Below are 22,748 nucleotides of genomic sequence, written 5' to 3'. Positions count from 1 at the left end.
GAGTTTGAGCTCTCAAAACTGAGCAACGAGTGAGTAGTTTTTTGAAGCTAATGCTTCATATTTGAATGTTTCCGTTGCAGGAAACGATTCTCCATAGAAAGGAGGTGATCCAGCCGCACCTTCCGATACGGCTACCTTGTTACGACTTCACCCCAATCATCTACCCCACCTTCGGCGGCTGGCTCCCTTGCGGGTTACCCCACCGACTTCGGGTGTTGTAAACTCTCGTGGTGTGACGGGCGGTGTGTACAAGACCCGGGAACGTATTCACCGCGGCATGCTGATCCGCGATTACTAGCAATTCCGACTTCATGTAGGCGAGTTGCAGCCTACAATCCGAACTGAGACCGGCTTTTCTAGGATTGGCTCCACCTCGCGATTTCGCTTCCCGTTGTACCGGCCATTGTAGTACGTGTGTAGCCCAGGTCATAAGGGGCATGATGATTTGACGTCATCCCCACCTTCCTCCGGTTTGTCACCGGCAGTCTGCTTAGAGTGCCCAGCTTGACCTGCTGGCAACTAAGCATAAGGGTTGCGCTCGTTGCGGGACTTAACCCAACATCTCACGACACGAGCTGACGACAACCATGCACCACCTGTCTCCTCTGTCCCGAAGGAAAGGTCTATCTCTAGACCGGTCAGAGGGATGTCAAGACCTGGTAAGGTTCTTCGCGTTGCTTCGAATTAAACCACATACTCCACTGCTTGTGCGGGTCCCCGTCAATTCCTTTGAGTTTCAGTCTTGCGACCGTACTCCCCAGGCGGAATGCTTAATGTGTTAACTTCGGCACCAAGGGTATCGAAACCCCTAACACCTAGCATTCATCGTTTACGGCGTGGACTACCAGGGTATCTAATCCTGTTTGCTCCCCACGCTTTCGCGCCTCAGCGTCAGTTACAGCCCAGAGAGTCGCCTTCGCCACTGGTGTTCCTCCACATCTCTACGCATTTCACCGCTACACGTGGAATTCCACTCTCCTCTTCTGCACTCAAGCTCTCCAGTTTCCAGTGCGACCCGAAGTTGAGCCTCGGGATTAAACACCAGACTTAAAGAGCCGCCTGCGCGCGCTTTACGCCCAATAATTCCGGACAACGCTTGCCCCCTACGTATTACCGCGGCTGCTGGCACGTAGTTAGCCGGGGCTTTCTTCTCAGGTACCGTCACTCTTGTAGCAGTTACTCTACAAGACGTTCTTCCCTGGCAACAGAGCTTTACGATCCGAAAACCTTCATCACTCACGCGGCGTTGCTCCGTCAGGCTTTCGCCCATTGCGGAAGATTCCCTACTGCTGCCTCCCGTAGGAGTCTGGGCCGTGTCTCAGTCCCAGTGTGGCCGATCACCCTCTCAGGTCGGCTACGCATCGTCGCCTTGGTAGGCCTTTACCCCACCAACTAGCTAATGCGCCGCAGGCCCATCCGCAAGTGACAGATTGCTCCGTCTTTCCTCCTTCTCCCATGCAGGAAAAGGATGTATCGGGTATTAGCTACCGTTTCCGGTAGTTATCCCTGTCTTGTGGGCAGGTTGCCTACGTGTTACTCACCCGTCCGCCGCTAGGTTATGTAGAAGCAAGCTTCTACATAACCCCGCTCGACTTGCATGTATTAGGCACGCCGCCAGCGTTCGTCCTGAGCCAGGATCAAACTCTCCATTAAAGACCAACCGAAGTTGGTTTATAGAAAGAGCGATAAGCTCATGTTGAAACTGACGAGATAATAATATCTCTTGTTTGATTTTGCGAACAAAATCGTTTTACTCACTCGTTGTTCAGTTTTCAAAGATCAAATATTCTTATCTTATTGATTCAGCTCGTCGCCTCATCAACTCTTATATCATATCATGTCCGAACCAACTTTGCAAGCATTTTTTGAAATCTTTTTTTTGTAACACTCGCTCACAATATTGTATTTCTTGGCCGGAATTAGAATATACCATATACATATCCCTTTTGCAAGCATTTATTAGATAAGATGTCACAATGCTTTATTATTATTCGTTTTCCTTCTATATAATAGCTCCTTTGTATCTATCTGCATCTAACTACAAAAAAAGAACCTCTTCCCTTAAGCAACAGGAAAGAGGTTCTGTGTTCTATATCGTACTGATTATTCGGAGCCCATAAAGGCAAAGCGGATCACTACAATAATAGCAAGCACCCACATGAGCCAGTGAATTTTAACTTTATTGCTGGTAAATAGGTTACTAAACACAGCCAGCACAACGTAAGACAGAATACCAGCAGAGATACCATTCGCGATTCCACCTGTGAAAGGCATCAGCACGATGGTCAAAAATGCAGGAAACGCCAACAGGAAGTTATCCCAGTCGATATTGCGAACCTGACTCATCATTAGGACCCCAACGATAATCAGAGCTGGAGCAGTAGCGGCAGAAGGCACAACCAGAGCCAACGGTGCAATAAACAGGGCCAACAAGAACAGAACACCTGTCGTTACAGCAGTCAGTCCGGTACGTCCGCCTTCTTCTACCCCTGCGGAGCTTTCTACGAATGCTGTAATCGTACTTGTACCCAATACTGCACCAGTACTTACCCCAACTGCATCAACCAGCATTGCTTTACCGATAATTTTCTCGCCTTTTTTCTTATCTTTCATTATACCCGCGCGTGTAGCCGTACCTACCAAGGTACCGAACGTATCAAACAACTCTACAAATGTGAAAATGAAAATGATATCAAACAGACCGATATGCAAAGCTGCTTTCAAGTCTAACTGACCTACAGCCAAATTACTGAAATCAGGAATCCAGTTGCCTGTTGTCAAGCTACTCAGATTTGTTACTCCCATCGGAATACCGATTAATGTAGTAGCTACGATCCCAATCAGCAATGCACCTTTGACCCGAACGACCATCAGTGCTGCGATAATAAGCAATCCGATTAGCGCCAGCAGTGCATCCTTTTGATGTACCAGACTTCCCAGAATCAAATTAAAAGCATGACCCGGAACCGGTTGACCAACATCTGTCCCTGGAACGATGCTCACCATAACCAGATTACAAAGCTTGAAGCCGACAATCGTAATAAACAAACCGATACCCACTGTAATGGCTGTCTTTAAATTTTCCGGAACTGCAACAAGCAGCATCTGTCTTACTCGTGTCACTGTTAAAATCAGAAAGACGATACCGGATATAAATACAGCGCCAAGTGCCGCTTGCCAAGTAATCATGCCATTGGAACTCAGGACTACAGTCATAAAATAAGCATTCAAGCCCATACCCGGCGCCATGCCGATCGGCACATTAACGAATAGCCCCATCAGTATGGTAACCAAACCTGCACCTACCGCCGTCGCAAAAAAGACAGCTTCACTGGGCATACCTGCTCCAGTCGGACCTAAAAAGGTATTGTTGACCACCAGAATATAAGCCATGGTCATAAAAGTAGTAATCCCCGCAATAATCTCTGTGCGGACGTTCGTGCCATGTTCCTTTAATTTAAAGAAACGCTCCATGAGTCGTAATTCCTCCTACGCAAAGCATACTCGTATTGTTGTCGTTCGTTTGAAGTAATATTCGCATTCATATGCGTTATATTATTACATTCGTTATTTTAGGCTCTCACTTACTGCTTGTCAACAGAAAAAGCGAATGTTACAAATTGAACACATATATATTGTTCGGAAAACAGAAAACCCGCAAGCTATTATGCAGCTGACGGGTTATCATTTAGAGGAATCAGATATTTTTGTACTTATCAAAGGCATTCGCTGATTCCGGTATATTTTCCAGATAAACGATAGATCATAGTAGTGAAAATAATCTTCTAAAATCTTCATCGTGCAATTCCTTTCATGCTGTATATGTGTATGCGTCCTTATGAGAAGGTTATTGCAATTTTACCAACAGCGGTGGGTTTCGCTTAAAGCGTGTGCGTCATACAAACCTTTTTGTGAAAAAGGAAACGTAGCTCCTACTACCGATCTTACTTTCTTTTGCTCCAACAGATCGGCAATTTCCTGTAGTTGCTGTCCGTTGGGCTCCAGCCATATATTTTGGGCTGTTACGTTGTACTCCTTCACCAACTCTTCGTCAAAATTGCTGACAATGGATATGATCCGTCCGGTATCCTTTTTCACTACCTTAAAGCTGTTTTTCTGAACATCCCCACCCATCGTATCGAACACCACGTCCACATCAGATAAAAATTCCTCAAAACGGGTTGTACGATAGTCAATGATTTGGTCGGCTCCCAATGAAGCAAGCAATTCATGATTACGCTCACTGGCTGTAGTAATGACATAGGCTCCGGCTTGTTTGGCAAACTGGATACCAAACATACCTACGCCACCTGCACCTGCGTGGATTAATACTTTTTCCCCTTTGGTCAGTTGACCATGTATAAAGAGCGCCTGCCAAGCAGTCAACCCCGCCAAAGGTACAGAAGCGGCTTCCTCCCAAGAAATTGAGGCGGGTTTACGTGCCAGCAGATGATCATCCACCAAGGTATACTCGGCATAAGTACCGAATCGGGTGGTGTCCGGGCGTGCAAACACTTCATCTCCCACTTTCCAATCGGTGACCTCGCTGCCTACTTCCGAAATAGTACCGGCTACATCCCAGCCTAAAATAATCGGGAACTCCCAATCCATCATTTGTTTTAAGTAACCTTCACGCAGCTTCCAGTCAATTGGATTGATGGAGGTAGCCGCCACTTTGACTACAACCTGGTGAGCCTGTGGTGTAGGAGTAGGCACTTCTCTTTCTTTCAATTCATCCTTGCTTCCATACTGATCTATAACGATGGCTTTCATATCCATTTCCTCCTCGCACATTTACATATTCTTTACATTGCTAGACATACGTTGTAGCACATCTGTCAAAACCACAATTTCCTCATCTGTAAACTTACATAGCAGCTTTTCCTGAAAGGCTTGTCTTTGCTCTGACAAAACTTGCAGCTCTTGAACCCCTAATTCGGTCAAACGTATATAGGTCACACGCTTATCCTGCTCTTTTTTACTACGAAAAATCAGACCTTCCTCTTCCAGCCTTCTCAGATGTCGGGTCACTGCTGCACCATCCAGAACGAGCAGATGTTGGAGCTCCAGCTGACTTAGTTCCTGACGATGATCAATATGATACAAAATTTCGACCTTGGTAAAACTAGTTTTTAATTGTGCTTCAAAAGCGTTATTCATTTCTTTACACAGAAGATGCATGCGATAAAACAACTGGCTTCTTTCAGAGCAATGTTCGATGACAAACCCTCCTTCTAATGCTTGACCCATCAATTGACATATCAAGTATTATACACCCTCACTAAAAATAAACAAGTCTGAGACAAGTATATACAAATCCTACATTCACAAAAAAAAGCTCAAGCTAAACAAATAGCCTGAGCATTCTAGAACTTGTAGTTAGTAGGGTCATTCAATAAAACGATGAAATGGTCCAAATTACAGTGTATTCATAAATCCGATAATACGGGCCGCCATCCGCTCGTGGCCTGCCTGATTCGGGTGCAGGCCGTCAGGAACACCATTTTCCCCTGTAAAGTACATTTGTTTATGTACAGGCAATAGTGGTTGAATTCCGGTGATATTCCACAGATCGCAGCACGGGAAAGAATAAAGTGAGGCCACTTCTCTCACAGCCTGTGCATACGCGCTATAGACTTGACCAGTAATGGCATTAGGCAGATGCTCAGGAACCGTATCACTTGATCCGTGAGGCGGAGTCAAAAAGACGATCAGCTTGTCCGGATAACGGTTAATTAATCCTTCGGCAATATGCTTGAGCGCACCATAAAACGTACGCGTTTCTGTCGATGGCGTATCCAAGCTACCGAACGGTATTTCTCCCATCGAAAAATCGTTTCTTCCCCCCATAAAAAAGATTACGTCCGCGTGAGGGTTCATTTTCTCATAACGCTCACACATCGGTTCAAAACCGCCGCTGGCTACACTGCTGCCGGATATGCCGTGATTCTCAAAGGTTAGGAATCCCAGTGCGCCGCTCACAAGGTGGGGGTAAGGCTTTTCTCCATCACGCAATTCATATCCAAACGTAATGCTATCGCCCAGAAATACAGCATGGCTGCCTTGGTATTTGCCTTGATTGATTGTCATTCGATGTCTCTCCTATCTATTAGATCGTATTGTTGATTTCGATAAATTTATGTTCAATCGCTGTCATTTCGTGATTTGGCCGGGTTATTAAATATGTATCCATGTAGCCGAAGGTTGGGGGAGCGGGCAAATAGGATGTTACTTTGAATTGCCGCGCAAGCCTTTTAGACATAAGGGTGATTCCCATTCCCATCAAGGAAAATTCCACCATCGTATCAAACACACCGACCTCCACCACCTCGCCATGGGTCAATTGCATGTCCTGATACATCTTCTTTAAATGCGATAGGTACAGGCAGCCATCCGACAATATGATAATAGAAGCTCCTTGCAGCACCTGTTTGAGATCCGAGCCTTCATGTATACCTTTCCCCACCAGCACCAGCTCTTCACGGCATATTTTTTGATAATGAATATACGGGTTGGTGGGATACCCTGTGACAAAAGCAATATCGAGCTCGCCGTCGAGGATCAATCGCTCCATTTCCGTAGTGGTTCCGGTTTTTAATGTAACCGAGGCTTGCGGGTACAGCTCGTATACCTTCGTAAGCGCCCTTGTTGTTTCCCCCGCAACAATGGACTGCATCGTACCGATGCGCAGCTTTTCCTCCTGCGGTCTCATTTTCATCTCCGTGTCTTGCCACAGCAACAACATTTGCTTGAACTGAGCATATAGGATTTCTCCTGCAGGTGTCAGCTCCATACCACGGGGCTTTCGGTAAAATAACGCTGTGCCGTAATGAGCCTCCAGCTTCTTTATTTTGGCCGTCATATTCGATTGCAGGTGATTCAACTTTTGAGCTGCTTCTGTCAGGCTTCTCAACTCTGCCACCGAAACAAATGCCTGCATATTTTCAATATCCATCTCTTCACCTCCCATCAAATAAAATGATATCTATATCATAAACAAGCATTATTATTTATGAGTTAAATGTATTATATTGGCCTTGGATGCTATTTTCCACCCTCATTTTAAAAACTCAGGAGGTATGGCAACATGATCAAAAAGAAGATTCGTGTAGGTATCGTAGGAGGTTCGATGAATAATAAATGGGCCAGTCAAACCCATATTCCGGCTTTGCTCAAGCACTTGAACCTGGATATCACTGCCGTCGGTACCTCTCGTATGGAGAGTGCGCGACAAAGCGCAGAAGAAGTAGGCGCGGCACTGGCTTTTGATGATGCCAAAAAGCTCGCAGCTTCCGAGGATGTGGATATGGTCGTGGTGAGCATAAAAGTTCCCCATCATTACGAGGCGGTGATGGCGGCAATTCAAGAGAGAAAGCATATTTTTTGTGAATGGCCCTTGGGGGCAAACACTGCGGAAGCTGCTAAAATGGCCAAGGCGGCGGAATTGGCAGGCATTCATCATACCGTCGGCTTGCAGGCACGACAGGATCTTGAAGTGCAAACGATGAAAAAGCTCGTAGAGGGCGGAGAGATTGGTGAAATTATATCCTGTCATATGCAAGTAGCTACTCCCGGCAAAGGAGGACAAGTAAATCAGGACACTGCTTATTTGCTGAATAGAGCCAATGGGGCTAATCTGCTCACGATTAATGGCGGGCATTCCCTGGATGCGCTGCAATACATCGTTGGCGAATTCCGCGAGCTATCGGCCATCACATCATCCCGCTATAACGAAGCCACTATTCAGGAAACGGGTGAAGTCATTTCCAAGGATACAGCCGATCAGATTCTGATTCACGGGCTGTTGGAAAAAGGAGTACCGGTATCCGTTCACATTCAAGGTGGAGTAAATTCTAAGTTTGAGATAGAGATTCAGGGGAAAAAGGGCATTTTGCGTTTGACACAGAATCCTTCGCTTGGGCATGTTCAATTTGGGAATCTAACGCTCGAAAAACTTGTGTACGATCCAAGCAATACGCAGAGTCATGGTCCTAATGGCGCTTTTGAACAAATAAGTATAACTAGAGAGCCTAATACAAGCCTGGATTTCCCAAAACAAGGGGTAACCCTGAATGTAGCCAAGGCTCATTATGTTTTTGCCGAGGATATTTTGACACGCACCCGTCTCGCCCCCGATTTCAACCATGCCTTAAAGCTGCATCAGCTACTGGACCGCATTGAGGAATCGGCTGCAACTGGGAAAAAGATCGTATGGTAAGGTAGAATTATAAAAAAAGAACCTTTAACACCACGATAGATGTGGAGTTAAAGGTTCTTTATATTGTGCTGCCTTTTTAATGAAGTCATGTGTTCTCCACTTTTATCCTGTCACCTTCAACCAAAATAACTTCCGCGTTGCTGATTGGATATAAATTTAATTGGCTGCCATATTCCTCAATGATGTTCTCCACCGCTTTTTTAAACGGAATGTTCGTATGATGGGGGACTGGATAGAATCCAATGACCCCTAGCGCAGCAAAGGAATCTAATGCAGGGGCCTCCTGAACATCGTCCATAAGTTGAACATATTCGATATTCGGTGATAAAATCAACGAACCGGCAGATTCGCCTATATACAATTTCCCTGCGTTAACTTCTTCAGCAATGATTTTGTCAGCCCCAGTTCTTTTTAACTCTTGAAGTAAATAAAATGTGTTGCCTCCGGTAATATAAATATAGTCATTTCCTCTAATTTTACTCGCTATTTCATCCCAGGTTGCTGTGCTTATTTCGATTTCATCCACGACTAATCCTAAACTCTCTAATGCTTTTTTTCCTGATTCCACATAAAACTTAACTTTCTCTGGAATACTTGCGGTTGGGATGAAGGTGACTTTTTTTCCTTCCAAGTTTTCACCGACGAAATGGACTAACCATGGTGCAACATCCTTAAATGAGGACGACAAAAATAATTTTTTCATCTCTTTATTCTCCTTAGAACAGCGTTTAATGAAACGGGATATGTAACACTTTACTCTAGGTATATTATAAAATATATTAGTATCAAAACATGACACCATTGGAGGATAACATAAAAAAGCTTGAAGCTGATAAAGTCATATAAAAAAAGGAGACATTATTATTGAATAATATCTCCTCTTTTTCAACCTCATATCCGTTGAAAATAACTGGGGTTCCTTGATTTTGACCCATAAAAATACTCTCTTCCCCGCTCTCATTTTGAGTTGGGAGCAGAGGTTCGACCTTGAACCCGTAAAAAAGACTCCTGCCGCACAGCGATATTTCGGCCGATGCGGAGGAGTCCTGATGTTGTATTGGTGAATCTCAAAAGGTTCATGGTTACAGGGCGGGAGTTCCCGCGTTTATTCCCACTCAATCGTTGCTGGTGGTTTGGAGGTGATATCGTACACGATACGATTCACGTTATCCACTTCGTTTACGATACGTACCGAAATTTTCTCCAGCACATCCCAAGGGATACGTGCCCAGTCGGCGGTCATACCGTCGATGGAGGTTACTGCACGAATACCTACAGTGTAAGAATACGTACGAGCATCGCCCATAACGCCAACACTCTTCATATTCGGCAAAGCGGTGAAGTATTGCCAGATTTCCCGGTCCAGACCGGCTTTAGCAATCTCCTCGCGCAAAATGTAATCCGACTCACGAACAATCGTTAGCTTGTCCTCTGTCACTTCACCCAGCACACGAATGGCAAGACCCGGACCTGGGAATGGTTGACGCCATACAATCTCAGCTGGCAATCCACATTCTTCGCCGACTTTACGCACTTCGTCCTTGAACAGGGCATTCAACGGCTCGATCAGCTTGAACTTCATGTTCTCTGGCAAACCACCCACATTATGATGAGATTTAATGGTCTGTGCCGTTGCTGTTCCGCTCTCTACAATATCCGTATACAGCGTACCTTGTGCCAGGAAAGTAAAATCGTCAAATTGAGAAGATTCTTCCTCGAACACATAGATAAACTCGTTACCGATGATTTTACGTTTTTGTTCTGGATCATCGACTCCTGCCAGCTTGGACAAGAAGCGCTCACGTGCGTCAATTTTGACAACTTTCATATCAAATTTACCAACGAACGTTTCCATTACACTTTCGGCTTCACCTTTGCGCAGCAATCCATGGTCAATGAACATACACGTCAGTTGGTCACCGATCGCTTTGTGAATGAGCATCGCTACAACGGAAGAATCCACGCCACCGCTTAAGGCACACAATACTTTCTTGTCGCCTACCTGTTGACGAATCTCACGAATCTGATCTTCAATGAACGATTCCATGGTCCAGTTTCCTTCACAACCGCACACTTCATAAAGGAAGTTGCTGATCATCTCGTTACCTTGAACGGAATGACGTACCTCTGGATGGAATTGCACCGCATACAGATTCCGCTCCAGGTTACTCATCGCGGCAATCGGCGCACTCTCTGTTCCTGCGTCCAGTGTAAAGCCAGTTGGCAGATCTGTAACGTGATCCCCATGGCTCATCCATACGGTTTGACGAGAATCCAATCCTTTAGCCAAGCGGGCATCCTGATTGAATTGCACGTCTGCTTTGCCATACTCACGCTTGCCCGCACGTTCTACCTTACCATCCAGTTGGTGAGCCATCAGCTGCATGCCATAACAAATACCAAAGATAGGGATGCCAAGATCATAAATTGCCCGATCCACCTGAGGAGCATTGTCTGTATATACGCTGGAAGGTCCGCCTGAGAAAACAATCCCTTTTGGCGCCAGCTCTCTCAGCTTCTCCGCAGGCGTATTGTATGGAAGGAGCTCGCTATATACGCCGAGATCCCGAATTCTTCTTGCGATTAACTGGTTGTATTGTCCTCCAAAATCAAGAACTACAACGATTTCATTAGGCTTATTCATTACCGTGCCTCCCTCAATTGTTCGTTTCATTATACGCAACGATAAAACAAGACGTCAAGAAATCAACCGGAGTTGAGTGGGCATGAAAAGATTGTTAAAATGAATTGATTCTAAAATACTCAATCTGTTCGTAGGAGTGTAAATGATGGATGTGCTGAAGTGGATCGCGCAATTGTTCGAAGAATACGGCTACGGCGTCCTTTTTTTTGGCTTGCTGCTTGAGTTTATTGCTTTACCATTTCCCGGGGAAACCACAATGGCTTATGCGGGATATCTCTCCTATGCCGGTACCTTGGATTTCGGTAAACTGGTGCTACTAGCTTTTCTGGGCACAACCCTCGGTATGACTATTACCTACTTTATTGGAAGATGGGCTGGACTCCCCTTTATTCAGAAATACGGTAAATGGGTTTTGTTATCGCCGGACAAGCTTCAGAAAACACAAAAATGGTTCCAACGATATGGATACTGGCTTATCTTCCTTGGATATTTTATCCCCGGTGTCAGGCATTTTACCGGTTATTTTGCCGGGATTATTGCTCTTTCTTTCCGTAAATTTGTCTTGTATGCTTACAGCGGCGCTTTATTCTGGGTCATCCTCTTTCTAAGCATCGGCAAGCTATTTGGTCCCCAATGGGATGCCATTTTCCATTTGGTAGAGCTGTATGCGCTGCGAATTGCGGGAGTCGTCGGGTTCATAATCCTGCTGTATATTATTTACCGGTGGAGAAGCTTCCTGTTTAGCTCGCTACGCAAATCTGAAAAATCGGTGAAAACCAGCAACAAGGATGACTTGAAGTAGTCAAACTCCTGCTGCCTTACGGCTACGAATCCTTGCATAATACATCGAAATCACGATAGATATCACCACAAATCCCGCACCTCCAACCAAACCCAACATACGCGGCTCCATCATTTCAATCGCCACCCCTGCTCCAAACATAGACAGTCCGATGGTACCCTGGCTCCACGCCGTCAGCATGCCCAACAATGGACCCTGTAAATACAATGGGGTCTCCCGCATTAATAATGTATCCAGACAAATGGCCCCTACCCCGCCAGCCAACGAAATTAAGAAGTAAATAGCAACCGCCGCCCATGCGTGATAAATACCGCTTAATCCCATAAGTAAAATCCCCTCCAACAAAAGGCATACCAGTCCTCCCTTCAACAAAGAACCACTGAATAAATGTCCTATTGCATAGCTGGCAACCAGACCCGCGCCCAAAGCGGCGTAAAACAATCCGATTCCGGCATCGCCCAGCCTGAATTCCTGCACTGCATATACACTAATCAGAACATTATCAATGCCATTGAGCATGGGAACCAGCAACTCAAATGCAACAACAACTTGGAGAGGAACGGATGCACGAATACAGTCCAACATTCGCGATCTGCTCCGGTTTGGATGATCCTCCCTGCTTATTTTCTCCTTCATGACAGGTGGAAATGCAATATTGCGAACGATCAAACCTGCGGCAAAAAAACTTGCTGCGTTCAATATAAATGCAGCTTGTGGTCCAAAGAGAGCAGATATGATGCCTCCGGCAGCAGCACCAACGACCAGCACCAGCCCGCTCATCACCTGCTCAAGACTGTTCACCTTCAATAATTTGGAGGGACGAACAAGCAGCGGAATGGATGATTTACGAGCAGGAGCATACAAAGCTTCTCCGCAGGCTAGCAGGGTACTGACTCCATAAATGATCCATATGTCCTCAGGACTATGAACACCTAAAAAGGCAAGGGCTGCCAAGCCTCTGAAAAGATCCGTGGTCATCATAAGCATACGCCGGGATATGCGGGTAATAAGCACGCCCGCCGCAGGTGACAGGACTAAAAAAGGAATCACCCGCAATCCCAGCATGATACCCACACTGAATCCCGAACCGGTAAGCCGATAAATTAAAGCCAACAAAGCGATCTGACAGAACCGGTCTCCCATTCCGTTAATGATACCTGCGGCAAATAACTTCCTGTATTGCCTATCTACCATTTTAAATCAACTCCGATACTTAGGATTCATTTATTATACATAAATCTAATTAGTTATTTATCTAATTTATAAAAATCGCTCTATAATCGTCAAGGCATAAATTCATATATTCAGAGCATACTAAGCCAACAAACTCCAATATCGGAGGATTTTACGTATGCCAAATCAGAATAAAAGTTGTCCACTTACTCATGTGTCCTCTAACTTGAGGGATAATGTAAACCATATTGAAAGCTCCTTTGGAAACAGCGGAGATGTAATCATTAAAGAGCTATTATGGATGCAAAAATGGCCAGCAGCTTTGTTCTATATCGATGGTCTGATTAACACTCAATTGCTCCATGATTCCGTTCTGCGTTCATTAATGCGGGTAAACGAGCATCATGTACCGGAGGGTGCGGAACCGTTCGACTATTTAAAGGATCAAGTTTTGATTGCAGGTAACTCAGGTAGTGTGGACGAAATGGATGCCTTATTCAACCAGATGCTATCTGGCGGTATTATCATTTTGCTGGACGGATACGCAAAGGGCATATGGATTGATGCGGTCGGTTGGGAGGATCGCAGTGTCAGCGAACCCCAATCCCAAAGTGTCGTACGGGGTCCAATGGAGGCTTTTACCGAAAATTTACGTACCAATACCGCCCTAATTCGTAGGCGAATCCGCGATCCGCGTCTCTGGATGGAAACAAGACAGATCGGTCAAGTGACTCATACCAATGTGGCCGTGATGTATGTCAAAGGGATTGCTGACGAAGGAGTTATTCAGGAACTGAGAGAACGTCTGGACCGAATTGATATTGACGGGATTTTGGAAGGGGGTTACATCGAGGAGGAAATTCAGGATGAAACCTTCACCCCGTTTCCCACCATTTATAACAGCGAGCGCCCGGATTCGGTCGCTGCTAGCCTACTGGAGGGCCGAATCGCTATCTTGGTGGACGGGACCCCCTTTGTACTGTTGATACCCGCATTGTTCGTTCAATTTTTCCAGTCGGCGGAGGACTATTACCAGCGTGCTGACATCAGCACTTTGCTGCGTTTGCTGCGTTTCTTTTCCTTTTTTATCGCTTTGCTTGCACCAGCAGTTTATATTGCGGTAACTACCTTTCATCAAGAGATGATTCCTACAAACTTATTGGTCAGTCTCGCAGCACAAAGGGAAGGCGTACCGTTTCCAGCCTTTATCGAGGCGATGCTCATGGAAATTACTTATGAAATTTTGCGTGAAGCAGGAGTCAGAATTCCGAGGACAGTCGGACAGGCTGTATCTATTGTAGGGACACTGGTTATTGGGCAAGCAGCCGTGGATGCGGGGGTTGTCTCGGCGGCTATGGTCATTATCGTGTCAATCACCGCCATCTCCAGCTATGTTATTCCAGAAAACGGCCTGTCGATAGCGGTTCGTATTATACGCTTCGCCTTAATGATGCTAGCCGCAGCCTTCGGGCTTCTTGGAATATTGATGGGTTTAATCGTGCTTTTACTGCACTTAACCAGTCTGCGATCGTTTGGAGTATCTTATATGAGCCCGTTTGGTCCCTATGTGGAAAGCGATATGAAAGATACGCTGTTTCGCCTACCTTGGCCTCGCATGACGACACGGCCTCAATCCATTTCTATCCAAAATACGATCCGCCAAAAAACGAAAAAAAGACGGATTGGCAATAAATCAAAAACCAGAAGGGATCAACCATGAAGCAGACCATACATTTGCTCATCGTCTGGGGGCTGATTGCTTTACTATTGGGTGGATGCTGGGATCGCAAAGAATTAAACGAGCTGGGCATCGCTATTGGGATCGGAGTGGATATGGAAGGTGACCAGTATCAGGTGACGGCTCAGGTGGTTATTCCTTCGGCAGTAGCTTCCAAATCTTCACCAAGTGCAGGCTCGCCCGTCGTTACTTATGAGGCCACTGCGCCCACAATTCAAGAGGCTATTCAAAAAATGACGGATACAAGCCCGCGAATCATCTATTTATCTCATATTCGTATGCTGATTTTAGGTGAAGAGTATGCGAGAAGAGGAATTTCTGATGCGATTGAAGCCTTGATGCGAGAGCCTTTTACTAGAAGTGACTTTTATATTGCGATAGCCAAAGATAACAAGGCTTCCACGATGCTAAAGATCCCCACTCCACTTGAAAAGTTACCGGCCAATAAAATGTTTGCTTCATTGGATACGTTAACCAAAACATGGGCTCCTGCCACCAAAGTAACCATGGATCAACTGCTGAGCGACTTGGCTAATCCTGACATCCAGTCCACTCTGCCCGCTTTGGAAGCTTTGGGAGATATAGAATCGTCTAATGAAAAAGGTATAGATGACACCAAAAGCATATCTCCTGGAACCATACTGAGGTTCTCCGGTATCGGTGTCTTAAAAAAAGACCGCTTGCTGGGCTGGATCAATGAACAAGACAGCAAAGGGTTTAATTACATTCGGAATACAGTGGAATCAACTACAGGACACGTCGACTGTCAGGGAGGGGGGAATATCGCCTTATTAACCTTGAACAGCGAAACCCAAAAAAAAGTGATCATTCGCGATGGAGAACCTGTTATCTCCATATCCGTTACCAACGACAGCACTGTACGAGAGGTCAATTGTAAGCATATGAAGTTAAGCAGTATGGCTGATATTAAAGAAATTGAGGCCGCAAGCAATGAAAAAATCGTTGAAATTTTGAAGCATTCCGTAGAGACTGTTCGTCGTGAGTTTAAATCAGACATTTTCGGCTTTGGTCAGCTGATCCACCAGTCCAAACCAGAGCTTTGGAAAAGACTAAAAGAAGAAAAAGAAAATCCATTTATGGACTTACAGATTGAATATAAGGCAAAGACTACGATCAAAAAAATTGGTTCTTTGTTTGAATCGTTCCAAAAAGAAATGAAGGAGTGAGCTGGGTGGAGGAGAAAGGGCGTATCAGCATTACAAATATAGCCGTACTCGTATTTTTGAGTATTATCGGAGACTGCGTATTGGTGTATCCCTCCCTCATTACTAGCATATCCATGCAGGATGCCTGGATTAGCTCATTCCTAAGTATCCCTGCAGGATTAGCTTTACTACTGCTACTCCTGCGGGTGCATAAGCTATATCCAGATTTCACCTTTATTCAACTCTGCCAGCAAATTTTGGGCCCGTGGCTAGGCGCCCTTATCTCGGTATGGTATTTGTTCCATTTATTGATGAATTCAGCGATTTATCTAAGAGAAGTCGGAGATTTTATGAACAGCCAGACCTATGTGATGACACCTCTTCCCGTTATCAATTTACTCTTAATTCTTGTGCTGATGTGGGGGATGTATATGGGATTGGAGCCTATTGCCCGTACGGCTCAAATCTTATTTCCATTGTGCTTGGCTTTCGCTTTGTTTTTAATCCTGTGCTTGCTTCCCCAATGTGAAAGTCAGCAGCTTAAGCCTATTATGGAGCAAGGTATTCCTAAGATTATGGAAGGCAGCCTATTTGCGCTCTCCTACCCCTTCGGAGAATTAGCTTTTTTACTCATGATTTTCCCCTATGTAAGCAAAAAACCGGGTCTAAAAAAATCGGTTTTACTAGCCGGCCTTACTGCCAGCGTTCTGTTAAGCGTACTACTCCTGGTTTCTCTCATGGTTCTGGGCCCTTTTGTAACCGAACACAGCGTGTATACCTCTTATATGCTATCTAAAAAAATTAACATAGGGAATTTCTTACAGAGGGTTGAATCCCTGATGAGCACAGCGTGGATTATCACTACTTTTGTTAAAACCATCTTACACTTTTATGCCTTTACCTTAGGAATGACTCAGCTACTGCGTTTAGACAATGTACGGACTTTTCTGGGCCCTAGCTTCATGATCCTGTTTGGTCTGATTATCGTGTCGGCACCCAACATTACTTATTATCTGGATACGATCGTTCACGCCTGGATTTATTGGGATTTGACTGATTCCGTGGTCCTTCCCTTGCTGCTGCTTGTCGTATACAAGTTTAGATCGAAAGGCCGTCACAGCCTGGGACCTGGTTGACCCTCACTCTTAACGGAAGGAGCCTTAACATGCTGATCACCATTGTCATTATCTGTATCGGTCTAGCCATTGCTGCCAAAGATTTACCAGGCTTGTACCGAAAGCATCGCTTTAAGGATATGTTCGTGTATATCATTATGCTCGGATTAGGCACATGGCTTAGTATTCTTGCTGCAAAATTAGAGGTTACGCCAAGCCCGCTGATTCTGATTGAAACCATCTATAACCCTGTTAACGCTTTTGTGTCAAATATATTTGGTTTTTAGAAAGGAGGCAGCCACATGTTAAAAAAAGCACGTATTAGCGTTCGGCAAGTGACTGTCCTGATGTTCCTGAGTTTAATCGGGGATATGCTCTTAATCTATCCGACTATCATTACACATATTGCTCAGCAGGATGCCTGGATCAGCTCTATATTATCTATCCCGTTGGGCTTAGTTATCATTTATGTACTTATTCGCGTTCATGAGCTCTACCCGAATCTTTCGCTTATTGAAGCCATCCGCAAAATTTTGGGACCTGTGTTCGGATCTATTGTTTCCTGCTGGTATCTGTTTTATTTTTTTATGGGTACCGCCCTTAATGCGAGAGAGGTAGGAGATTTTCTGAGTACACAATTATTTGAAGAAACCCCTTTGAGCGTTCTACTGGCGATGGAAGTTTCACTACTGGTGCTTACTGCGCTAGCGGGAATTGAAGCCTTTAGTCGGGTTAGCGAGATTTTGCTACCTGTGTATGTACTCATCTTCTGTGGTCTGATCTTGGCACTCCTGCCACAAATTCAGCTTTCTAATGTACGGCCTGTTTTGGAAAACGGGCTCGCTCCTGTTGCTAAAGGGATGGTTCCAGGCGCGGGAATGCCTTTTGCCAGCATGTCTATCATGCTCATGGTATTTCCTTTTGTAAACAAAAGAGGCCACTTTAAAAGAGATATGCTGCTGGCATCGCTCATAGGCGGAGTGCTGATTACCCTCTTTTTACTGCTCTCCCTCCTTATCATTGGGCCCTTTGTGACCAACTACAGTCCATACATTTCTTCTGCACTTACAACAAAAATCAATGAACTGAATTATATTACACGCGTTGAGTCGCTTGTCTCATTAACCTGGGCACTGGCCGCTTTTTTCAAGGGAGTCGTTTTCTTTTACGCGTTTACCTTCGGAACAACCCAACTATTCCGAATTTCTAATATCCGTCCCTTTGTCATTCCCGCAGGAGGGCTTGTGTTTGGCATGACCATTTCGATAACCCCAAATGTGTTTTATTATGTAAGAACTCTGGTTTATCCCATGTCTACTTGGCATTATACCAACGGCTTGATCATTCCGCTTGTTTTATGGGGTGTTTATCTCTGCAAGCAAAAGTGGAAGCATCGACAAAACGCATCTAAAAATTAACAAAAACCTTTTGAAACCGATGCTTAAAAAAGCATAATCCGATTCCAAAAGGTTTTCTTTGTTCTTCACTTACGCCATATCCTGAATGTAAGCCAGCGCAGCATCGATATGCCCTTTCACTCTTAAACCACGCCATTCATGAACTAAAATGCCATTTTCATCAATAAGGAACGTAGACCGAACAATACCCGTGTACTGCTTGCCGTACATCTGTTTTTGCTGCCATACACCATACGTCTCAGCGACCTGATGCTCTTCATCAGATAACAACTGAAAAGGGAGTCCGTACTTTGCAATAAACTTGTCATGCTGCTTGAGTGGATCTGGGCTTATCCCCAAAATCACCGTGTTCAAGCCTTCAAACTCCGTATGTTTATCCCGAAAATCACAAGCCTGGGTCGAGCAGCTAGAGGTCAAATCCTTGGGATAGAAATACAGCAACACCCTATTGCCTCGATAATCAGACAGCTTGACACGCTTTCCTTCACTCCCAGGCAATTCAAAATCCGGTGCCTCTTGCCCAATAACGGTAAATATCGTGGACATCTCATCATCTCCTATCTTGTGGGGGCTTATGTGATCTGACCTACGAGCCTGCCCCTCTGTAGCGGCGAATTCCCCAGTTCCATGCCAGTAAGCCCAAGGTCAGAAAGACAATCCCCATCACAGGAGTTAAGAGAGCCATATGGCGCATGTCCTCTCGGTGGAGGAATAGGGAGGCTGGATATACACCAACAAAAGCAAAAGGTAGTATCCAAGTCAGCACAACCTGAATGGCACGGTTATAGATGGTCACCGGATAACGTCCGTAGCCCTGAATATTGTACATGAGCGGAATAATTCCAGTGGGCGCATCCGAAAAGAATGAAAGAGAAGTCAATATGGTGTAAATGCCCGTATAGATTGCCACGGCACTTAGGCTCAAAACGATCAGCGCTGGTACGAACCACCACTCCATAGCCAAGTCCATCTGTGCCCCGCTGATCCCCATAATAATCAGACCGATCACTGAGCCCACCAGCGCGGGCGGGTCCACATTTTCAAGGAAAATCTGGAACAGATTATATGCAGGACGAGTCATTACCCGATCGAGCTCACCTTTCACAATATAACGTTCGCTAAAGTTCCAAAGGTTGACGAAACAGCTGAATAGTCCGTAAGGAACCATGAAAAATCCATAAACGAACACGACTTCATTTTCACTCCAGCCTCCCAAACTGTCTGTATGCATAAAAATAACCAGGATAAAAATAAGATTCGTGGCCTGAAACAGCAGGTCTGAAATCACTTCTACCCAAAAGTCAGCCCGATAGGTGAGCCGTGACTTCATGTAATTTTTCAAATATTCGCTAATGAGACCCAAATAGTACATCATCGGCTTACCCTCCCTGCACGAACAGACGTCTGCGCGCCAGTCGCCAAATGATGATCATCGGCACGAGCAGAACGACCAGCCAAATGATTTGGATACCCAGTACATTCCAGATGCCAACGCCTTTTACACGTCCCGTAAATACAGAACCCGGCAAATAGGTAATCGCCTGAAACGGCATCCATTGGGCGATCGTCGCCAGCCAGCCTGGAAACAAACTGATTGGCAAAATCAACCCAGAAAACAGATCTACAACTACGCGCTTCATACGCATCATGCCCTCATTATTTTCGATAAAAAAGGCCGTTAATCCCGTAATAATATTAATCTGAGTGTTGATCATAAAGCTAAAAAACAGCATGACCAGAAAACCAACCCAGGCTACCGGATCCGTGGGAAGCTTTACCGGAAATAACAGCATCGCAATCGCCATGCCTGGAATCATAAACAGCAGAAAACGGAACATACCCTCGCCGAGTCCTTGCATAAATTTAACAAGTACATAGTTATAAGGTCGAATCATCTGAATGGCAATGCTTCCATCACGTATATCCGTCGAGATCTCACGATCCAGATTGTTAAAATAAAAAGCTCTCGCCATCCACGATACTGCTACATACGTCGTCATCTGAGCAGCGGTAAAGCCTCCAATGCTACCCGCATCGCCATATATCGCTTTGTATGTGAAATAATACACGCCAATATTCATGCAATAAATAAGGATTCCTGAATAATAGTTCACACGATACGCAAGCATCGTGAGAAATCGGATACGAATAAAATCGGTGTATACGCTAAGCATGAACTTTGGCCTCCACTATCGGATTGCCCTGGCGTTCAGCCGAACCAGACTGATAGATACTGCGGACGATATCATCCGTGTTGGTTTCAATGATTTTGATATCCGTAATGTCCGTGCGACCGACTACGCAAGCGAGCACATCCGATACATTAATATGAAGAGGAATCCAAACTTTGGCAGCCAAATCATTATCCATCGTCCAAGCCAGTGGCATATCAGCAGTCCATGCCTGTAATTGCTCCAATTGGGTCGATGTGCCAAACTGGAACCGTACTTCTCGACCTGTCCCCCAACGCGCCTTCAGATCCTCCAGACCACCATCATAAATGATATTTCCATCATCCAGCATAATGACGCGCGAGCACAGCGCTTCAATATCCTGCAAATCATGGGTCGTCAGCAAAATAGTCGTACCGTGATCCCGGTTCATGTCCTTCAGAAACTCACGAATTTCGGATTTCACCATAATATCAAGCCCAATGGTCGGCTCGTCCAGAAAAACAATAGACGGATTGTGCAGCAAGGCAGCTACCAGTTCACAGCGCATCCTTTGCCCGAGACTAAGCTTGCGTACCGGGCGGCTTAGCAGATCCTGCAATTGCAGCCTCTCTACCAGCTCATCCAGCCTACGTTTGAAGTCCGTAGCCGGAACCTGATATACTTTCCGCAGTAGTTGAAAAGACTCGATCACACCGATGTCCCACCAAAGCTGACTGCGCTGACCGAAAACAACGCCAATGTTGCCTACAAATTTCTCGCGTTCCTCATAGGGGACATAACCGCCCACCTTGAGATGTCCCGATGTCGGCACGAGAATGCCTGTCAGCATCTTAATCGTGGTGGACTTTCCGGCGCCGTTCTCACCGATATAACCGCATATTTCTCCTTGCGGAATACGGAAAGATATATCTTTGACCGCGGCTACCTCGTTGTATTCGCGGGCGAATAAATCAAGGAAGGCACCCTTTAAGCCCTCGCGATTTTTTTGAACCTTAAATGTTTTGCGCAGATCCTGCACATCAATTGCCAGCATGTTATACCTCTCAATCAGGATTTGTAAAATCCATAGTTAAATTGATTGTGCTCCAAAAAGAAATTATAATGTAATGAACTGAAAAGCGAAAGGGAGAGCATCCATGACAAGCAGAACCAAAAGGACGATATGGTCGGTTCTAGCCGTGGTAATCGTCGCGATTGTCGGCTTTGCCGTGTACTATTTTACATCCATTTATGATCAGCTGGATAATCTGCATAAAGAGGGCGCTAACTCCCCCTTCAAAAATGTAAAGCAGGTCGATCAGGTTCGTACGCCAGAACCGCCCAAGTGGGAAGGTACCGATATGGTTAACATTTTACTGATGGGTGTCGATGGGCGCGGTATCCAGAAAGGGGAAGTCCCCCGATCAGACAGCATGATGGTTGTATCACTGGACCCCGTTAAGAAAAAAATCCACCTGTTCTCTATTTTGCGTGATACGTACGTGGATATTCCCGGCTACGGAAAAAATCGAATTAACACTGCCATTACTCACGGACCCAACACGGCCATGAAGACGGCTGGCGATCTGTTAGGCATCCCGGTGCAATATTATGTGTACACGGATTTCCAGGGCTTTATCAAACTGGTGGATGCCGTAGGCGGGATTGATTTTGAAGTGGAAAAGGATATGCATTATACAAGTAATGCGGATAAACATCAGTACGATATTGATTTGAAAAAGGGCATGCAGCATCTAGATGGCAACACGGCGCTTCAATATGTGCGGTTCCGCCACGATGCAATGTCCGACTTCTCCCGATCAGGACGACAACGGGCATTCTTGGAAGCCGTAGCCCAGAAAATGCAAACCACGACTTCCATCGCTAACTTGCCGAATATTTTAGAGCAGGTTAACCCGTACATCGACACGAATCTCAGTGTTAACGATATGTGGAAGCTGGCAAATGTGGGGTACCAAAGCAACTTTGCAGGCAGCGAGCAGGTTCCACCGATGAAGATGCTCGGAGAAGAGAACGTGGGCGGCGCGGCAGTTCTTACTGTCCGCGATCCGGAAGAACTGAAAACGTATGTGCAGGATATATTTAATAATCCACCCGCACAAACACAGGAACAAAACAAGGATCAGAACGAAACGAAACAGCCAGACAGTGCATCGTCTACCAAGAAGGATAAAGCTTCTTTTACAGGGGGCAGTAAAACCAGTAATGAGGATGCTTCCACACAATCAACAACAAAGACAGGTCAAAAAGAGCTATAATGATGTATGCAGGGGCAGCCGTGAACGCTGCCCTTTGGCGTG

The 22,748-nt window shown here is 45.4% G+C and carries 19 protein-coding genes, 1 rRNA gene and 1 pseudogene; 8 read left to right on the top strand and 13 right to left on the bottom strand.

Annotated elements, in window-relative coordinates; genetic code table 11:
* Positions 1-97: 97 nt before the first annotated feature.
* From ACWGXJ_RS04140 to ACWGXJ_RS04115, 6 genes and pseudogenes are all read right to left on the bottom strand, one after another.
* Positions 98-1,653, bottom strand: a 16S ribosomal RNA gene (locus tag ACWGXJ_RS04140).
* Positions 1,654-2,103: 450 nt separating this feature from the next.
* Positions 2,104-3,474 carry an NCS2 family permease gene (locus tag ACWGXJ_RS04135; protein ID WP_023987039.1) on the bottom strand — a complete coding sequence of 457 codons (1,371 nt, stop codon included), beginning with the start codon at positions 3,472-3,474 and terminating at the stop codon, positions 2,104-2,106.
* Positions 3,475-3,836: 362 nt separating this feature from the next.
* A pseudogene (locus ACWGXJ_RS04130) lies at positions 3,837-4,773 on the bottom strand (NADP-dependent oxidoreductase).
* 21 nt (positions 4,774-4,794) lie between these two features.
* A complete protein-coding gene (locus ACWGXJ_RS04125; protein ID WP_322172323.1) occupies positions 4,795-5,265 on the bottom strand; it encodes a MarR family winged helix-turn-helix transcriptional regulator in 471 nt (156 codons plus the stop codon).
* A 153-nt stretch (positions 5,266-5,418) separates the two neighbouring features.
* Positions 5,419-6,090 carry an SGNH/GDSL hydrolase family protein gene (locus tag ACWGXJ_RS04120; protein WP_250259406.1) on the bottom strand — a complete coding sequence of 224 codons (672 nt, stop codon included), beginning with the start codon at positions 6,088-6,090 and terminating at the stop codon, positions 5,419-5,421.
* A gap of 19 nt (positions 6,091-6,109) precedes the next feature.
* Positions 6,110-6,955: a LysR family transcriptional regulator gene (locus ACWGXJ_RS04115; protein ID WP_250259408.1), complete on the bottom strand. Its 846-nt coding sequence runs from the start codon at positions 6,953-6,955 to the stop codon at positions 6,110-6,112.
* 132 nt (positions 6,956-7,087) lie between these two features.
* On the opposite strand from ACWGXJ_RS04115, the gene ACWGXJ_RS04110 reads away from it, so the two are divergent.
* On the top strand, positions 7,088-8,218 hold the full coding sequence (locus tag ACWGXJ_RS04110) for a Gfo/Idh/MocA family protein (RefSeq protein WP_452566248.1): 1,131 nt from the start codon (positions 7,088-7,090) through the stop codon (positions 8,216-8,218).
* Positions 8,219-8,303: 85 nt separating this feature from the next.
* Here ACWGXJ_RS04110 and ACWGXJ_RS04105 read toward each other — a convergent pair whose 3' ends face one another.
* Both ACWGXJ_RS04105 and guaA read right to left on the bottom strand, forming a co-directional pair.
* The gene (locus ACWGXJ_RS04105) at positions 8,304-8,921 is read right to left on the bottom strand and encodes a Type 1 glutamine amidotransferase-like domain-containing protein (protein ID WP_446674938.1); all 618 of its coding nucleotides are present in this window, start codon (positions 8,919-8,921) and stop codon (positions 8,304-8,306) included.
* A 402-nt stretch (positions 8,922-9,323) separates the two neighbouring features.
* Positions 9,324-10,862: a glutamine-hydrolyzing GMP synthase gene (guaA, locus tag ACWGXJ_RS04100; protein ID WP_013308777.1), complete on the bottom strand. Its 1,539-nt coding sequence runs from the start codon at positions 10,860-10,862 to the stop codon at positions 9,324-9,326.
* Positions 10,863-11,007: 145 nt separating this feature from the next.
* Here guaA and ACWGXJ_RS04095 point away from each other — a divergent pair, with 145 nt between their 5' ends.
* Entirely contained in the window at positions 11,008-11,664 is a 657-nt protein-coding gene (locus ACWGXJ_RS04095; protein ID WP_254327387.1) for a DedA family protein, read from the top strand.
* Here the strand turns inward: ACWGXJ_RS04095 and ACWGXJ_RS04090 are convergent, their stop codons facing one another.
* A complete protein-coding gene (locus ACWGXJ_RS04090; protein ID WP_452566247.1) occupies positions 11,665-12,858 on the bottom strand; it encodes an MFS transporter in 1,194 nt (397 codons plus the stop codon).
* A 157-nt stretch (positions 12,859-13,015) separates the two neighbouring features.
* Here ACWGXJ_RS04090 and ACWGXJ_RS04085 point away from each other — a divergent pair, with 157 nt between their 5' ends.
* From ACWGXJ_RS04085 to ACWGXJ_RS04065, 5 genes are read left to right on the top strand one after another with little or no spacing between them, the layout of a single operon-like run.
* Positions 13,016-14,557, top strand: a complete 1,542-nt coding sequence (locus tag ACWGXJ_RS04085; protein WP_069291113.1) for a spore germination protein — start codon at positions 13,016-13,018, stop codon at positions 14,555-14,557.
* Entirely contained in the window at positions 14,554-15,762 is a 1,209-nt protein-coding gene (locus tag ACWGXJ_RS04080; RefSeq protein WP_250267454.1) for a Ger(x)C family spore germination protein, read from the top strand. The genes ACWGXJ_RS04085 and ACWGXJ_RS04080 overlap by 4 nt, the downstream gene beginning before the upstream one ends.
* Positions 15,763-15,767: 5 nt before the next feature.
* Positions 15,768-16,877, top strand: coding sequence for a GerAB/ArcD/ProY family transporter (locus tag ACWGXJ_RS04075; RefSeq protein ID WP_250267453.1), 1,110 nt, complete (start codon positions 15,768-15,770; stop codon positions 16,875-16,877).
* Between the two features lie 29 nt (positions 16,878-16,906).
* The gene (locus ACWGXJ_RS04070) at positions 16,907-17,143 is read left to right on the top strand and encodes a hypothetical protein (RefSeq protein WP_039270687.1); all 237 of its coding nucleotides are present in this window, start codon (positions 16,907-16,909) and stop codon (positions 17,141-17,143) included.
* Between the two features lie 15 nt (positions 17,144-17,158).
* Positions 17,159-18,274: a GerAB/ArcD/ProY family transporter gene (locus tag ACWGXJ_RS04065; RefSeq protein ID WP_061831552.1), complete on the top strand. Its 1,116-nt coding sequence runs from the start codon at positions 17,159-17,161 to the stop codon at positions 18,272-18,274.
* A gap of 69 nt (positions 18,275-18,343) precedes the next feature.
* Here the strand turns inward: ACWGXJ_RS04065 and bcp are convergent, their stop codons facing one another.
* The 4 genes from bcp to ACWGXJ_RS04045 are packed head-to-tail and all read right to left on the bottom strand — an operon-like array spanning position 18,344 to position 21,481.
* Positions 18,344-18,820 carry a thioredoxin-dependent thiol peroxidase gene (gene bcp, locus ACWGXJ_RS04060; protein WP_452566246.1) on the bottom strand — a complete coding sequence of 159 codons (477 nt, stop codon included), beginning with the start codon at positions 18,818-18,820 and terminating at the stop codon, positions 18,344-18,346.
* Positions 18,821-18,860: 40 nt separating this feature from the next.
* Positions 18,861-19,649, bottom strand: coding sequence for an ABC transporter permease (locus tag ACWGXJ_RS04055; protein ID WP_080710685.1), 789 nt, complete (start codon positions 19,647-19,649; stop codon positions 18,861-18,863).
* 4 nt (positions 19,650-19,653) lie between these two features.
* Positions 19,654-20,448: an ABC transporter permease gene (locus ACWGXJ_RS04050; RefSeq protein ID WP_053324641.1), complete on the bottom strand. Its 795-nt coding sequence runs from the start codon at positions 20,446-20,448 to the stop codon at positions 19,654-19,656.
* Entirely contained in the window at positions 20,441-21,481 is a 1,041-nt protein-coding gene (locus ACWGXJ_RS04045) for an ABC transporter ATP-binding protein (protein ID WP_028540997.1), read from the bottom strand. Before ACWGXJ_RS04045 ends, ACWGXJ_RS04050 begins: the two co-directional genes overlap by 8 nt.
* 103 nt (positions 21,482-21,584) lie before the next feature.
* Here ACWGXJ_RS04045 and ACWGXJ_RS04040 point away from each other — a divergent pair, with 103 nt between their 5' ends.
* Positions 21,585-22,706 carry an LCP family protein gene (locus tag ACWGXJ_RS04040; RefSeq protein WP_452566245.1) on the top strand — a complete coding sequence of 374 codons (1,122 nt, stop codon included), beginning with the start codon at positions 21,585-21,587 and terminating at the stop codon, positions 22,704-22,706.
* Positions 22,707-22,748: the final 42 nt, after the last annotated feature.

The sequence above is a fragment of the Paenibacillus sp. S33 genome (assembly GCF_053615415.1).
The sequence above is the reverse complement of the archived record's forward strand: the minus strand, read 5'-3'. Positions and strand labels throughout refer to the sequence as shown.

Coding starts and splice junctions, on each gene's coding strand:
- ACWGXJ_RS04135 (WP_023987039.1), bottom strand. CDS start 3,474: ATGGAGCGTTTCTTTAAATTAAAGGAACATGGCACGAACGTCCGCACA.
- ACWGXJ_RS04120 (WP_250259406.1), bottom strand. CDS start 6,090: ATGACAATCAATCAAGGCAAATACCAAGGCAGCCATGCTGTATTTCTG.
- ACWGXJ_RS04115 (WP_250259408.1), bottom strand. CDS start 6,955: ATGGATATTGAAAATATGCAGGCATTTGTTTCGGTGGCAGAGTTGAGA.
- ACWGXJ_RS04110 (WP_452566248.1), top strand. CDS start 7,088: ATGATCAAAAAGAAGATTCGTGTAGGTATCGTAGGAGGTTCGATGAAT.
- ACWGXJ_RS04105 (WP_446674938.1), bottom strand. CDS start 8,921: ATGAAAAAATTATTTTTGTCGTCCTCATTTAAGGATGTTGCACCATGG.
- guaA (WP_013308777.1), bottom strand. CDS start 10,862: ATGAATAAGCCTAATGAAATCGTTGTAGTTCTTGATTTTGGAGGACAA.
- ACWGXJ_RS04095 (WP_254327387.1), top strand. CDS start 11,008: ATGGATGTGCTGAAGTGGATCGCGCAATTGTTCGAAGAATACGGCTAC.
- ACWGXJ_RS04090 (WP_452566247.1), bottom strand. CDS start 12,858: ATGGTAGATAGGCAATACAGGAAGTTATTTGCCGCAGGTATCATTAAC.
- ACWGXJ_RS04085 (WP_069291113.1), top strand. CDS start 13,016: ATGCCAAATCAGAATAAAAGTTGTCCACTTACTCATGTGTCCTCTAAC.
- ACWGXJ_RS04080 (WP_250267454.1), top strand. CDS start 14,554: ATGAAGCAGACCATACATTTGCTCATCGTCTGGGGGCTGATTGCTTTA.
- ACWGXJ_RS04070 (WP_039270687.1), top strand. CDS start 16,907: ATGCTGATCACCATTGTCATTATCTGTATCGGTCTAGCCATTGCTGCC.
- ACWGXJ_RS04065 (WP_061831552.1), top strand. CDS start 17,159: ATGTTAAAAAAAGCACGTATTAGCGTTCGGCAAGTGACTGTCCTGATG.
- bcp (WP_452566246.1), bottom strand. CDS start 18,820: ATGTCCACGATATTTACCGTTATTGGGCAAGAGGCACCGGATTTTGAA.
- ACWGXJ_RS04055 (WP_080710685.1), bottom strand. CDS start 19,649: ATGATGTACTATTTGGGTCTCATTAGCGAATATTTGAAAAATTACATG.
- ACWGXJ_RS04050 (WP_053324641.1), bottom strand. CDS start 20,448: ATGCTTAGCGTATACACCGATTTTATTCGTATCCGATTTCTCACGATG.
- ACWGXJ_RS04045 (WP_028540997.1), bottom strand. CDS start 21,481: ATGCTGGCAATTGATGTGCAGGATCTGCGCAAAACATTTAAGGTTCAA.
- ACWGXJ_RS04040 (WP_452566245.1), top strand. CDS start 21,585: ATGACAAGCAGAACCAAAAGGACGATATGGTCGGTTCTAGCCGTGGTA.